This is a genomic window from Paenibacillus sp. FSL P2-0089 (assembly GCF_038595095.1).
GTDB lineage: Bacteria > Bacillota > Bacilli > Paenibacillales > Paenibacillaceae > Paenibacillus_AQ > Paenibacillus_AQ silagei.
The window spans coordinates 5,600,451-5,614,732 of sequence record NZ_CP152006.1 but is presented as its reverse complement, the minus strand read 5'-3'; the positions used below and the strand labels follow the sequence as shown (position 1 = coordinate 5,614,732).

Here is a 14,282-nt window from a genome sequence, read left to right as displayed (position 1 = left end):
CTATAGTGTGCTTAACCATATTATAAGCCGATCAAGCTGTAGGTTTGTTGCACAGAACTATAGTTATATTGCGGATCTGCTATGAGCGGACGTGCCCGTAGACGCTCCAGCTGTTGACTAAATGACCGGCGGCGAACAGACAGGCCGGAACAACGAATAACCAGGACTGGAGCCATACGCCAAGCAGCAGGAAGTAGAGGGCTGGGAAGACGGCCATAGGAACGGGGATACCCAGCCAGGGCTTGAACAGCACCGCAAAAGCTCTCCCGCTCCGGTAATAGCGCACCCAGCAGCCATAGTACACCAGCATGCAGAGTGCCATCAGTATGGCGGATACTCCCAGGGGCTCAGCAGCAATCATTCGGCCGAAAAGAATGGGCATCATGAAGCAGGTGATCTGGCCTGCCCGCTCCAGGAGCGTAAAGACCAGCGGGACGGAGTCCAGGGAGCCGGGAACACTCCGGGGCGGGAAGAATATGAATATTAGATTCGGCAGTAATACGAGTAAAGAGATGATAAAACCTTGAACATGCAGTCCCATCGCAGAAATCCGCCTTCCTGAGCATTGATAGTGGCCGTACCTGACAAATACATAGCATAACTCTATAATTGCATTATATATCCTAGAGAGTCTGGAGCGGGAGGAAGATATGCAATTTCAACCTATATATGAAGACGGAGAATTAATTATGCCGAAGCTTGAGCTTGATCTGTCTGCGAGCCCTTCGGTTGGTATTATCACAGATTTGAGGCGCAAGCAGTTATTAATGGAGCAATTGTCCCGGGAATCCGGCAATTATTTGTCGTGGGCCGGGCAGAACGAATATATGCGGTTGACGGTAGAGGAGCTAATCTCGTTTCTGATCCGAATGTCGGGACGGGAGGAGCGGGCGGCTGTGTTGACTGATTATTTTGCGCTTAAGGAGGAACGTAAGGTCAGATTGATGCAGCTCAGCTCTTCGAAAAGGGTGTATGTGACCCTGCTGCGGGCCTTTTTCGCCCATCAGTCCACGCTCGTATTGGAGGAGCCGTATTTCTATCTGGAGGAGCAAGACCGCCGCCAGCTGAAGCGGATACTGGATGACCTGTCGCAGCAGAAAAGGATACTCATTCTGACCTCGAATCTGGAGGATGCGCTGATCTCCTGTGATGTCATCTACCGGCTGAGCGGGTCCGGGCTTCATCAGCTGGATATCCGCGATTCGGAAGAGGAGAAGCAGGAGGCAGTGAAGCAGGATGAGGCCAACATCACCTTGCAGAAGATCTCGACCAAACGGGAGGATAAGGTGATTTTATTTGATCCGCCCGAGATTGATTTTATTGAAAGTGTAGAAGGCTCTATCCTGGTACATGTCGGCGGTGAGCATTATGACTGTGCCCTGACCTTGACCCAGCTTGAAGCGCGGCTGCTGAATTTCGGATTCTTCCGGTGCCACCGGTCCTACATCGTCAATCTGCAAAAGGTACGCGAGATCATTACCTGGACGAAGAACAGCTACAGTCTGCGGCTGAACACCGGCAAGGAGGCCGTGGTTCCGTTATCCCGCTCCAAATTGCAGGAACTTAAGGCGCTGCTTAAGCTGTAAAAGGTACCGTTCAGGCCGGAATGGGTACAATTCATCCGGTTTTGGTGGCTGAAAGGCTGAATTCTGGATAACGTTAAGTCATCAACAACATAAGGATGTGGTGAGATGGCGGTTATTCAGGTAGAACAGGTCCGCAAGACCTTCGGGGCGAGAGATGCGCTGACAGAGGTGTCCTTCAGTATTCCAAAAGGGGAGATTTTTGGGTTCCTCGGTCCGAGTGGTGCAGGCAAAACCACCTTGATTAAGATTCTGACTGCACAGCTGAAGCCGACAGGCGGAGTGGCCAAAGTATTCGATCAGCCGGCGGAGGCGATGCAGCAGTCGGCCCAGAAGATGCGTTTTGGCATTCTGACCGATAACAGCGGCTTGTACGAGCGGTTGTCCATCGAGGAGAATCTGGAGCTGTACCGGAAGCTGTACGATCTTCCCCGCTCTGCGGTGGAGCAGGTGCTGCAGTTCGTTAATTTAAGCAGTGAGCGCAAGAAGAAAACAAATACGCTGTCCAAAGGGATGCGTCAGCGGGTGATGCTGGCCTGCGCCATTATCCATGAGCCGGAGCTGTTGTTCCTGGATGAGCCGACCTCGGCACTGGACCCTGTGAATTCAGCGCATATCTATAAAGGCTTACGTTATCTGAATGAGAAGGGGACCACCATCTTCATCACCACGCATGATATGGCGGAGGCGGAGCTGCTCTGTAACCGTGTAGCAATTCTCTATCAGGGACGCATCCAGACCATCGGCTCACCAAGGGAGCTGAAGCGGCAGCACCGCGAGAACCTGATCCGGGTGGAGCTGACCAGCGGAGAGGCTTATGAGCTTCCGGTGGATGGGGACACGGCGGACCGGATCGCGGATTGGATGAAGCGGGGACTCATTGAACGGGTAGAGACGAAGGAACCTAGCCTGGGTGATATTTTTATCAAAATGACGGGAAGTGAGCTGCTATGAACATCTCCTATAAGCGGGCCAGCGCGATCTTTGTGAAGGATTATAAGGAATTCTCGCGCAATTATGCGCTGTCCATTATGCTGCTGTTTCCGATTCTGTTTGCGGTGCTGTTCAAAAGCGCAGGTGCATCCTTGCCGGGAGCTGCCGGATTTCTGTTCAACAGCTCGTTTGTTCTACTGACCTGCTTCGCCCAAGCTTGCCTGATTGCGGAAGAGAAGGAGCGCAACACGCTGCGTACACTCATGCTGACACCGGCTACAACAATGGATGTGCTGATGGGTAAAAGCAGTCTGGTCTTTGTCATGTCGACGGTGGTTCTCGCCATTTCTACACTATTGTTTGGCTATGAGCCTGCAAATATAGGGGTATTCGTAGCCGCGATCGTTCTTTCCATTGTTCTCTACACGGCAGCCGGTACGATCTGCGGTCTCTATTCCAAAACCTTACTGGATGCTTCCTTATCGATCATCCCGGTAGCTTTCATCTTCATGGGCGCACCTTGGGGTGCCGTACTGGCGAAGGATTATCCGGTGTTCGGGGTGCTGGATTACATGCCAAGCAGCCAGCTGGTGCACTTGCTGAACCTGAGCCCAGCCGGTTATTCGGCGGGAGAGGTGTGGCCGTCTCTTCTAATTATTGCGGCGTGGACAGCCGTGCTGACCCTTGTGTCTGTGGTGCTGTACCAGAAGCGGCTCCGGGACGAATAGGCTGGCGCGGCTGTGACAATTCGTGGCGCGGGCTGTCCTTACAGCCGGGCAGAAGGCTAAATAGCCGCTCCGGGAGGAGCGGCTTTCTTGGTGTACAGGAATTGCGCAGGTGCATGGCCCGAATGTATGCGGAAAACAGCATACATTGTGCTCGCATGCAGGTGCATGGCCCGATATATGCGGAAAACAGCATACATTGTGCTCAAATAAAGGTGCATGGCCCGAATTTATGTGAAAAACAGCATACATTGTGCTCAAATGAAGGCGTATGGCCCGAATGTATGTGAAAAACATCATACAATGTGTTCGGATGCAGGTACATAGCCCGAATGGTCATTTTGTTCAGCTTGCTGTACAGCAAACGTCAAGCTTTTATACCATATTAGGAATCTCTACGGCAGGGTCTGTCTCAGCTTCATAGTCTACGCCTTCGGTACGGAAGCCGAACAGATGGAAGAAGTCGTCCTGATAGCCTGCCAGATCCGCCAGCTCAGGCACATTATCCGTCTCCAGCTCATTCCAGCGTCTCATGACCTCGATCTGCACATCCTCGCGCATCTCCCAGTCGTCAATACGGATCAGGTGGCTGCCGTCTGCAGCAGCTTCTCCGCCGTTATACAGATGGTCTGCGAACAGACGGTACATCTGCTGGATGCAGTTCTCGTGCAGCTCCTTCTCCTTCATGACTCTGTACAGGGCGGAGATATACAGTGGCACCACCGGGATCGCCGAGCTGGACTGGGTAACCAGTGCCTTATTCACGGATACGAAGGCCCGGCCGCCGGTGGCGGAGAGCTGCTCGTTCAAGGCAATGGCGGTCTGCTCCAGATGGTTCTTCGCCTGGCCGATAGTTCCGTCCTTGTAGATAGGATGCGTAATCTTGGGTCCGATATAAGAGTACGCTACGGTAGTTGCTCCCTCAGCAAGCACACCGGCCTCCTGCATCTGGCTGATCCACATGCCCCAGTCTTCCCCGCCCATCACGGCGATGGTCTGGCGGACTTCATCCTCTGTAGCCGGTTCAATGGTAACGGTAGAGACCTCTCCGGTGTGGAAGTTCATCGTCTTGTTCGAATAGGCTTGGCCTACCGGCTTAATCACCGAGGAGAACACTTCTTCGGTTACCGGATGGGTGCGGCGCGGGGAGGCCACGCTGTACACGACCAGATCAACGGTGCCGAATTCGGCCTTGATCAGCTCGATTGTTTTGGTCTTAATTTCATTCGAGAAGGCATCGCCGACGATGCTGAAGGATTTCAGCCCCTGCTTGGCCGCTTCCCGTTCAAAGGCAGCAGAATTGTACCAGCCTGCGGAAGCGGTGCGGGTGCCTTCAGCAGCCTTGTCAAAGAAGACGCCGATGGTGTTCGCGCCTGCGCCAAAGGCAGCGGCAATCCGCGAAGCTAGTCCATAGCCTGTGGAAGCGCCGATGACCAGCACGTTCACCGGGCCGGTAAGCTTCTTTTGGGACCGTACATAATCGATCTGTTCCTGTATTTGTCCGGCACATCCCTCCGGGTGAGCTGTTGTGCAGATAAAGCCGCGTGTTTTTGGCTGAATAATCATCAAGGATATCCCCTTTGTTTTAGTTTTTAACTTTTTTCGTTAATATAGAGTATAGCAAATGATGGCATAGAAAGATAAGCCTTCAATATAATGAATAGCAATTTTGTATGCCTGCCGCTATGAATTTGCAACTTTTCCCAATCTGCAGCGTCATTTGGTAGAGAGGCTACGGAGAAATTTAGGGAGGGCTTAGCATGGGCAAAAGATTATCCGCACTTATACTGGCCGTACTGCTCTTGGGCGGCTGCAGTGAAGGAGGTTCGGGCATGAGCTACCCGGAGAGACAGGCTGCCGCAGCTAAGCTCGATTCAGGTCTGGCTGACAGCAGCAACCGGCTGGGCGTGAAGCTGTTCGGCCAGTTGTGGAAGCCGGGGAGCGGGAACCTGACGATATCCCCGTACAGTGCCGCTGCCGCTCTGGCCCTGGCCTATAACGGCAGTGCCGGAGAGACGGCAGAGGAGCTGGGGAAGCTGCTCGGCTATACCCCGGACGAACGGCAGAAGCTGAATACCGGCCATCAGTCATTAATGAAGCTCTTAAATGATGGGGGACCGGGCGTGGAGCTGAAGATCGCGAATTCGGTCTGGGGTATGAAGGGTCTGACGCTGCGCAGGGACTATCTCAAGACCGGTGAGGATTTCTATGACGCGCAGATTAAGACCACGGACCTGTCGGCAGAGAAGTCTGTGAAGGAGATTAACGGATGGGTGGCGGACCATACGGGGGACAAGATTCAGGAGATGATCACGGAGCCGCCAGGACCGCAGGCTGTTGCCGTCCTTGTCAATGCGCTGTATTTCCAAGGTGCCTGGACGGATGTGTTCGAGGAACAGGCTACGAAGCAGGCGGACTTTTATCCTCCGGACGGACCGGCAGTGCAGGTGATGATGATGAAGCGGAGCGGTATGTTCGAGTATGCAGCTCATGACGGTTGGCAGACGGTGAAGCTTCCCTACGGAGAGGGAGAGCTGGAGATGGTAGTGGTCCTTCCGGGTGAGCAATCTTCTCTCGCGGAGCTTGTGGGTCAACTGGAGCAGGGGACTCTGCTGCTGGATAAGGGTTTCTCCAGTTCCCGGGGGACGCTGCTGCTGCCAAGGTTCACGGCCAGCTATGGCACAGAGCTCTCCAAGGCGCTGCAGGCGCTGGGGGTGAAGCTTGCTTTTGATCCGAACCGGGGTGATTTCTCCCTTATGGCGGATCTGGACAGCCCGATCTATTTTGGACAGGTCATCCACAAAACCTATATTGATGTGAACGAGCGGGGAACGGAGGCAGCGGCTTCCACTGTAATTGCTATGCGTGCCGGATCGGCGCCCCCTGTAGACCCGCCCTTTGAAATGAACGTCAATCGGCCCTTCCTGTTCATGATCCGGGACACGCAGAGCGGAGTCGTGCTGTTCCTTGGGGCCATTGAGAATCCCCAGCGTACGGATTGAATCCATGCTGGGATGAATTTCAAGCATTTACGCATAAATGATCCCTTCACAGGTCACAATAGGAAAAAACCAGAATGAAGGGATTAACGTGAATGCTTTTCGCCTGAAAAAACAACTGTGGCGGCGGTGGAGACGCTGGAAAAAAGCTCCCTGGGTTGGTGCGGCATGCCTCGTGCTGACGTTGCTCGCCTGGCGCGGCATGCAGGTTCCGGAAGAGATCAGTACGCTGCTTAAATCTTCGTCATTCCTGAGCGGAAGCGCAGTGCAGAATCTGGAACCCGGAAGCAGCTTACCGGCTGTAGCCGCCGTATATAACCATACAGACGATGATGCTGAAGAGGATGCCGCCGTGATGAACAGTCAAGAGCTGCTGAAGGCTGTGGACAAGGAAGCCATCAGCAGAACGGTGCATCTTAAGACCCTCTATGTAGCTGGTGAAGAGGTGCAGACCCTGCCCGGCAAGCAGACTCCGGCTCAGCTTAGCGAGCTGATTGTCCGGCATGCGGGCTGGAGCGGCTGGCTCAGCCGGGAAGGGGACCTATGGCTGGAGCAGCGGGTCAATGATCTGTCGCCGCTGACCAAAAAAGAAGCCTACTTCGGGGTGGACGAGCAGGGCAATCTGACCTTGTTCCAAGGCCCGCCCGAGGCGGAGCGGGTCATGAAGACCTTTTTCCAGATGGACATGGGCTCCATCAAATCCTCTCTGCCCAAGGGCATCTGGGAGCAGCTTCATCAGGGCATCCGGGTGCAGGATCTGGAGGAGTACAACAGCGTGCTCTCCACCTTCAGCGACTATGCTCGTGATTCCTCTGAACAGGTGATGCATGCGGAGTGAGGGAGAGACTATAGAGTTAGCAGCATGAGGACTCGCGGGCGCGCAGGTGGCCTGCGGGTCTTTGTTGTGTTATGCATGTTTCATTTCCCCGGGGACAAACTTTTTGTCTCCCGGGGAATTTTTTTTGCTATAATGGGTGGAAGGAATACATATGTTCGCTTTAGGGCCGGAGTATCCGCCCGGGCATAGAGGAGAGAGAAGGACTTTGCGCATTTTGGGGATTGATCCGGGGCTGGCGATTGTCGGTTTTGGCTTTGTCGATAAGGTCGGCAACAAATTAACACCGGTCCAATACGGCTGCATCCAGACAGAGGCACATACCCCGGAAGAAGAGCGTCTGCTGCATGTCTATGAAGGCATGGTGCAGCTGATTGATAAATATAAGCCGGACGCAGTAGCGGTAGAGAAGCTGTTCTTCAGCCGCAATGTGACTACAGCCTTACCGGTGGCGCAGGCACGCGGGGTGCTGATTCTGGCAGCCGTGCAGCGCGGGCTTCCGGTATCAGAATACACCCCGATGATGGTGAAGCAGGCTGTAGTCGGTTACGGCAAGGCGGAGAAGAAGCAGGTGCAGGAGATGGTTAAGCTGCTGCTGAAGCTGACGGCTGTGCCGAAGCCCGATGATGTGGCGGATGCGCTGGCGGTGGCGGTATGCCATGCCCATTCCGTGAGTCTTAATTCCAAATTAAATGAGGTATTGCGAAAATGATAGATTTTCTTAGAGGACCGGTTGCACATTTGGAGCCGGAATACGTTGTGCTGGATGTGCAGGGCGTGGGGTATCGGGTATTCTGCCCGAATCCGTATGCTTTTGCCAAGACTGAGGGTCCGGTGACTGTGTTCATTCATTATCAGACCCGCGAGGATGCTACGCTTCTGTTCGGATTCCCTTCACGCGAGGAGCAGCGGCTGTTCCGCAAGCTGATTGAGGTATCGGGCATCGGCCCGCGCGTTGCGCTGGGCATTCTGACCGGCGGAACGCCGGACCAGCTGATCGCGGCCATCTATCAGGAGAATATCACCTTCCTGACGAAGCTGCCGGGGATCGGCAAGAAGACGGCGCAGCGGATGATTCTGGATCTGAAGGACAAGCTGGACGGCTTCGGCGGAGCAGCCCTGCAGACGGGATTATTCGCAGTAGCGGCTGAAGCGCAGAGCAAGGCAGAGGCGCTGCCGTGGGAAGAAGCCAGGGATGCGCTGAAGGCGCTCGGTTATACCGATGCCGAGCTGGACAGGGTGCATCTGAAGATGAAGCAGGAAGGCACGGATACCGGACCGGTGGATGTGCTGATGAAGAAGGCGCTGGGGCTGCTGTATACCGCCAAATAGGTCCCCGAAGAACGGAGTGAGGAAGAATGGATGACCGGATTATATCGGCTAATCTGATGATGGACGAGCAGGCGGTGGAATTAAGTCTGCGTCCCCGTTATCTGGGTGAATATATCGGCCAGAACCAGGTGAAAGAGAACCTGAAAATATATATAGAAGCGGCCAAGATGCGCAGTGAAGCACTGGATCATGTCCTGCTGTACGGGCCTCCGGGTCTCGGCAAGACGACGCTGGCCAATATTATTGCCAACGAGCTGGGTGTCAATCTGCGGACCACCTCCGGTCCGGCGATTGAACGGCCCGGCGATCTGGCAGCACTGCTGACGAACCTTCAGGAAGGCGATGTGCTGTTCATTGACGAGATTCACCGTCTGCACCGGACGGTGGAGGAGGTCATGTATCCGGCGATGGAGGATTTCGCGCTGGATATCATGATCGGCAAGGGGCCAAGCGCACGGTCGGTCCGGCTGGACCTGCCGCCCTTCACGCTTATTGGGGCGACGACACGTGCGGGACTGCTGTCTGCTCCGCTGCGTGACCGCTTCGGAGTGGTCAGCCGGCTGGAGTATTACACCATCGATGAACTGAGCTTCATCGTGGCGCGCAACGCTGAACTGCTGGGCATCGAGATTCTGGGCGATGCAGCGGAAGAGATTGCCCTGCGGGCCCGGGGGACACCGCGGATTGCCAACCGTCTTCTGAAGCGGGTACGCGATTATGCCCAGGTCCGGGGCGACGGAATCATCACCCCGGAGATTGCTGCTGAATCGCTGAAGATGCTCCAGGTGGACCCCCGAGGACTGGACAGCATCGACCATAAGATGCTGCAATCCATGATCAGCTCCTTCCGGGGCGGGCCTGTCGGACTGGATACCATCGCCGCTACGATAGGTGAAGAGAGCCAGACCATTGAGGATGTATACGAGCCCTATCTGCTGCAGATCGGTTTCCTGCAGCGCACGCCTCGCGGGCGCATTGTTACGCCTGCAGCGTATCATCATCTTGGCCTTCCGCTTCCCCCGCAGCAGAACTGATTACTTAGAATCCTGCCCATAGTACAACATCTTACGTATTGTTTGGGCTACAAACCGAAGTGGATGTATCATTAATACTTTTTAGGAGGCCTACAATGAAACTTGCGAAGTGGACAACAACAGGAATCGGGCTGCTGGGCCGGGGGGCGCTGGCTGCATTGCTTGCAGCAGGCAGTCTGCTCATTCCGGCAGATCACGCCCGCGCCGATTCCGGCGGGTCGATCCGGGTTGCACTGTATGCCGATATTGGCAGCAAATATAAATCTACCGTACCGCTGGTAACCCTGCAGTCCGAGCAGAGCTTCAGCCTGCTTCCGGCAGCCGGCGGCAGCCCGTTATTGTCGGTTCCGGCCCAGAACAAGGTCCGTGTCAGTCTGGACGGGTACCGGGTGAAGGTGCTGGAGACGCCAAGCTGGCAGACCGCTGCGGATGCGGCGAAGAAGCTCCAGTCTTCTTCCAATAAGCCGCAGATTTTTATGGCTGCGAGAGGCGGAGCCAAGGTATATCAGCTATACACTGGAGGCTATGCCAGTGAGAGTGCAGCCAATAACGGGCTGAACGCAGTCCTCAAGGCCGGTCTGGCAATTCCTGAGGGGCAGACCCCTGCGGTGGCCGGAACCAAGCATCTGTCTGCGGGCTCCTACGCTACACTCGAGGAAGCCCAGGCGGTAGTGGGCAGCCTGACCACTGCCGGCTTAGATGCCTGGCCGGTATTCATATCCGGTGAGGGCGGCAGTGCGCGTACCGAGGTATGGGTAGGAGAGGCTTCAAGTGACAGCGAGCTTGCGGCGGTCTCTGCTTCGGCAGCTGCGCTGCTGCCTCAGCTTGCTCTAACGCCTGTGGCTCCGGGTGCACCCGGAGTAATGATCCGTATGGACGCAGGGCTCGATTTCAACAGCGAAGTCCAGGCTTTTCACTATCTGTTATCCGGAAGTGACGCAAAGTTCATCCTATCCGGCAATGAGAAGGGAATTATGCTAACCGAGCGATCCAAACGGATCTATCGCGGCGATATGGAGCTTGGAAATCTGAATGGTTCATTGTCTGTCATTAACGTGGTTCCGCTGGAGCAATATCTGTATGCGGTAGTGGGGGGAGAGGTATCCTCCGGCTGGCCGGAGGAAGCGCTGAAGGCCCAGGCTGTAGCCGCGCGCAGCTACGCGCTGTCCCAAGGGAACCGCTTCGATGTTGCCAATGTGGTGGATACAACGCTCAGTCAGGTCTATAACGGAATCGGTGCAGAAGCACCCACAATCATCAAGGCGGTCGATGCCACTGCAGGTGAAGTGCTGCAGAGCGGCGGCAAGGTCGTAGAGGCGGTATTCTCCTCGAACAGCGGCGGCGTTACGGCTGACCCGTCGGAAGTATGGAACAGCGGCGGCAACTATGCCAGTGTGGCCAGCGCAGAGGATGTGGCTGCGGTGGGCTCTGCTAAGAAGTGGTACTATGTACTGCTGGACAGCGGCGTCTCCGGCTATGCCCGGGAAGATAACATCAAATTAACAGGCAGCAAGACAGCCGCAGGGCTCCCCATTGCCACAGCCACTGCCAAGGATGTGAATATCCGGCCGCTGCCTGTCGTTGACAGCAGTGCTGCTCCGGCAGGCAAGCTAAATCCCGGACAGAACGCCGTAGTGCTGAATCAGGTCTATGAATCCGGCAGCTACAGCTGGATCAAAGGTCCGTATTCTTCAGCCGAACTGCTGAAGAGCCTGGCCGGCAAGACCAGCGGCACTCTGCCCTCTTCTATAACCACTCTGGAGGTTACCCGGCGCGGGCCATCAGGAAGAGCAGTGGAGGTCAAGGCGAACGGCCAGATCCTGCAGGTGAAGTACCCGGATCTGTTCCGTTCCTCCTTCGGGGGATTGCCTAGCACCTTGTTTGATATTGTACCTGCCGGAAGTTATACTGTATTAGGCGCTGACGGCTCTACAGCTGCTATCGGCAGCACCAGCTCGGCCGGAGTGCTGTCTGCCTCGGGCCAAGTGACGTCCAGCGGCAGCGGTACGGTCGTGATGGGCGCGGATCAGACCGCAAGAGTCGTGACCGGCAGTCCGGGCTTCTATTTCATCGGCTGGGGTTACGGGCACGGACTCGGCATGTCTCAATGGGGCGTGAAGGGAATGGCCGACAAAGGGTATGATTATAAGCAAATATTGCAACACTATTTTAATAACGTTACTATAATTAAGAATTAAGGAATGAAGATCCTATTATGAATGTTGAACTTTATGATTTCAATCTGCCGGAGGAGCTGATTGCCCAGACTCCGCTTGCCGACCGCAGTTCATCCAGACTGCTGCTGGTAGACAAGGAGAGCGGGCAACTGGACCACGGTCATTTTACGGATATACTGGGGCAGTTCCGCCCGGGCGATACGCTAGTACTTAATGATACACGGGTTATTCCCGCCAGACTGTTCGGAGTCAAGGAAGATACCGGAGCCAAGGCGGAGGTCCTGCTGCTTAAGAATCTCGAAGGGGACCGCTGGGAGGCGCTGGTGAAGCCCGGTAAGAAGCTGAAGACCGGCGCGGTCATTGTATTCAGTGAAGAGCTTCGTGCCGTGATTGAAGATGAAGCAGATATGGGCGGGCGGACACTCCGCTTCATCTATCAGGGGATTTTCCAGGAGATTCTGGACAGGCTCGGCTCCATGCCGCTTCCTCCTTATATCAAGGAAGCTCTGGATGACCGTGAGCGGTATCAGACCGTGTATGCCCGGCATGAAGGCTCGGCGGCAGCGCCGACAGCCGGACTGCATTTCACCACCGAGCTGCTGGAGCAGATTGCAGCCATCGGTGTGAATATCGTCTATGTCACACTTCATGTTGGTCTCGGGACCTTCCGTCCCATGTCTGTCGAGACTGTGGAAGAGCATGTCATGCATGCCGAATATTTCGAGCTGTCCCAGGCAGCGGCGGATGTGCTTAATGAAGCCAGAGCAAGGGGCGGAAGAATAATAGCTGTAGGCACAACCTCATGCCGGACCCTGGAGACCGTAGGCAGACAATGCCAGGGCAGGCCGATTGAGGCTTGCAGCGGCTGGACGGATATTTTTATCTATCCGGGTTATGAATTTACTGTCGTTAATGCACTGATCACCAATTTCCATCTGCCCAAGTCAACCTTGGTCATGCTGGTAAGCGCTTTGGCTGGCCGGGAGCTGATTCTCGCCGCATATGAAGAAGCGATTAAGCAGCAGTACCGGTTCTTCAGCTTTGGCGATGCAATGTTCATTTATTAAGCAAGAGGAAGGGTTAAACCAATGGCAGCAATCACTTACGAACACATTAAGACCTGTAAGCAATCCGGGGCACGGCTCGGAAGAGTCCACACCCCGCACGGAATTATTGAGACACCGACCTTCATGCCGGTGGGCACCCAGGCTACTGTCAAGACGATGAGTCCTGAAGAGCTTAAGCAGATGGAAGCACAGATTATTCTGAGTAATACGTACCATCTGTTCCTTCGTCCGGGTCATGAGATCATCGGCGAAGCGGGCGGCCTGCATAAGTTCATGAACTGGGACCGCCCGATCTTGACCGACAGCGGCGGCTTCCAGGTATTCTCCCTGAGCGACATGCGTAAGATCACCGAAGAAGGGGTTCATTTCCGCTCCCATCTGAACGGAGACAAGAAGTTTCTGTCTCCCGAAGTCGCTATGGAGATCCAGAATGCGCTCGGTTCCGATATTATGATGGCCTTCGATGAATGCCCGCCTTATCCGGCTGAATATGAGTATGTGAAGAAATCACTCGAACGTACCACCCGCTGGGCCGAACGCTGCCTCAAAAGCCATGCCCGTCCGAATGACCAGGGACTGTTCGCTATCGTACAGGGAGGCATGCATGAGGATCTCCGCCGCCAGAGCGCGGCTGATTTGACTTCCATGGATTTCCCGGGGTATGCTATTGGGGGACTCAGCGTCGGAGAGTCCAAGCAGCTTATGTATGAAGTGCTGGATTACACGGTTCCGCTGCTGCCGCAAGGGAAACCGCGCTATTTGATGGGCGTAGGTTCACCGGATGCGCTGCTGGAAGGGTCAATCCGCGGAATAGACATGTTCGACTGCGTTCTGCCTACCCGTATTGCCCGTAATGGAACAACAATGACCAGTCAGGGGAGACTCGTCGTGCGTAACGCCCAGTATGCCCGTGATTTCGGGCCGCTGGACCCGGAGTGTACCTGTTACACCTGCCGGAACTATTCCCGTGCTTATCTGCGTCATCTGATTAAGGCCGACGAAACCTTCGGCTTGCGGCTGACAACGTACCATAACTTACACTTCCTGCTGGAATTGATGCGTAAAGTGCGTGAAGCCATCATGGAAGATCGGCTGCTTGATTTTCGCGATGAGTTTTTTGCACAATACGGATTATATGATAATTTAAAAGGCTTCTAGAGAGTACGGAGTGTTCATGTTTATTCTTGAAAGGGGGGAAATGATATGTCACAGTTTTATATGGCAGCAGGTACAGGCGGCGGAGGCAGCATACTGGGTCTGGTAGGTCCGTTTGTACTGATGTTTGTTGTGTTCTACTTCCTGCTGATTCGTCCGCAGCAGAAGAAGACCAAGGCACGCAACGGAATGCTAAAAGCGCTGAAGAAGGGCGATAAGGTAGTTACCATCGGCGGTCTGCACGGAACGATCATGGAGATTTCGGATGACATCGTTATTCTGCGGGTTAATGATGTAACCCGATTGACGTTTGACCGGGGCTCGATCAGTCACGCAGTTGTGGAAGTAGAAGACAAGATGTAATAGTCTCTCTGCTAAATTACATAAAAATCGGCGTTTCTCTTACGAGAGAACGCCGATTTTTTTATACGTCATATACGGA

At 54.7% G+C, this 14,282-nt stretch carries 14 protein-coding genes; 12 read left to right on the top strand and 2 right to left on the bottom strand.

Annotated features, from left to right (window positions below):
* Positions 1-79: 79 nt before the first annotated feature.
* Positions 80-541 carry a hypothetical protein gene (locus tag NST69_RS23500; protein WP_342547264.1) on the bottom strand — a complete coding sequence of 154 codons (462 nt, stop codon included), beginning with the start codon at positions 539-541 and terminating at the stop codon, positions 80-82.
* 109 nt (positions 542-650) lie between these two features.
* Between NST69_RS23500 and NST69_RS23495 the strand changes: the two genes are divergently transcribed.
* The 3 genes from NST69_RS23495 (at position 651) to NST69_RS23485 (ending at position 3,244) form a co-directional block, all read left to right on the top strand.
* Entirely contained in the window at positions 651-1,586 is a 936-nt protein-coding gene (locus NST69_RS23495; RefSeq protein ID WP_342547263.1) for a LytTR family transcriptional regulator DNA-binding domain-containing protein, read from the top strand.
* A gap of 105 nt (positions 1,587-1,691) precedes the next feature.
* Positions 1,692-2,537 (top strand): ABC transporter ATP-binding protein, encoded by an 846-nt coding sequence (locus NST69_RS23490; RefSeq protein ID WP_209872352.1) that lies wholly within the window; start codon positions 1,692-1,694, stop codon positions 2,535-2,537.
* Entirely contained in the window at positions 2,534-3,244 is a 711-nt protein-coding gene (locus NST69_RS23485) for an ABC transporter permease (RefSeq protein ID WP_340980041.1), read from the top strand. Before NST69_RS23490 ends, NST69_RS23485 begins: the two co-directional genes overlap by 4 nt.
* Before the next feature lie 372 nt (positions 3,245-3,616).
* On the opposite strand, the gene fabV is transcribed toward NST69_RS23485, so the two are convergent.
* On the bottom strand, positions 3,617-4,807 hold the full coding sequence (fabV, locus tag NST69_RS23480) for an enoyl-ACP reductase FabV (RefSeq protein ID WP_340980040.1): 1,191 nt from the start codon (positions 4,805-4,807) through the stop codon (positions 3,617-3,619).
* A gap of 194 nt (positions 4,808-5,001) precedes the next feature.
* Between fabV and NST69_RS23475 the strand changes: the two genes are divergently transcribed.
* The 9 genes from NST69_RS23475 to yajC all read left to right on the top strand — a co-directional run bounded on the left by NST69_RS23475 (position 5,002) and on the right by yajC (position 14,203).
* A complete protein-coding gene (locus NST69_RS23475; RefSeq protein ID WP_342547262.1) occupies positions 5,002-6,243 on the top strand; it encodes a serpin family protein in 1,242 nt (413 codons plus the stop codon).
* A gap of 88 nt (positions 6,244-6,331) precedes the next feature.
* On the top strand, positions 6,332-7,078 hold the full coding sequence (locus NST69_RS23470; RefSeq protein WP_076081684.1) for a BofC C-terminal domain-containing protein: 747 nt from the start codon (positions 6,332-6,334) through the stop codon (positions 7,076-7,078).
* 205 nt (positions 7,079-7,283) lie between these two features.
* Entirely contained in the window at positions 7,284-7,787 is a 504-nt protein-coding gene (gene ruvC, locus NST69_RS23465; protein WP_340980038.1) for a crossover junction endodeoxyribonuclease RuvC, read from the top strand.
* Positions 7,784-8,407 (top strand): Holliday junction branch migration protein RuvA, encoded by a 624-nt coding sequence (gene ruvA, locus NST69_RS23460; protein ID WP_209872343.1) that lies wholly within the window; start codon positions 7,784-7,786, stop codon positions 8,405-8,407. Before ruvC ends, ruvA begins: the two co-directional genes overlap by 4 nt.
* 26 nt (positions 8,408-8,433) lie before the next feature.
* Positions 8,434-9,441: a Holliday junction branch migration DNA helicase RuvB gene (gene ruvB, locus NST69_RS23455; RefSeq protein WP_036732369.1), complete on the top strand. Its 1,008-nt coding sequence runs from the start codon at positions 8,434-8,436 to the stop codon at positions 9,439-9,441.
* 95 nt (positions 9,442-9,536) lie between these two features.
* Positions 9,537-11,639, top strand: a complete 2,103-nt coding sequence (locus NST69_RS23450) for a SpoIID/LytB domain-containing protein (RefSeq protein ID WP_076081682.1) — start codon at positions 9,537-9,539, stop codon at positions 11,637-11,639.
* A 17-nt stretch (positions 11,640-11,656) separates the two neighbouring features.
* Positions 11,657-12,685, top strand: a complete 1,029-nt coding sequence (queA, locus tag NST69_RS23445; RefSeq protein ID WP_340980036.1) for a tRNA preQ1(34) S-adenosylmethionine ribosyltransferase-isomerase QueA — start codon at positions 11,657-11,659, stop codon at positions 12,683-12,685.
* 21 nt (positions 12,686-12,706) lie between these two features.
* Positions 12,707-13,843 carry a tRNA guanosine(34) transglycosylase Tgt gene (tgt, locus tag NST69_RS23440; protein ID WP_036690552.1) on the top strand — a complete coding sequence of 379 codons (1,137 nt, stop codon included), beginning with the start codon at positions 12,707-12,709 and terminating at the stop codon, positions 13,841-13,843.
* 45 nt (positions 13,844-13,888) lie between these two features.
* Positions 13,889-14,203 (top strand): preprotein translocase subunit YajC, encoded by a 315-nt coding sequence (gene yajC, locus NST69_RS23435; protein WP_036732365.1) that lies wholly within the window; start codon positions 13,889-13,891, stop codon positions 14,201-14,203.
* The last annotated feature ends 79 nt before the right edge of the window (positions 14,204-14,282 follow it).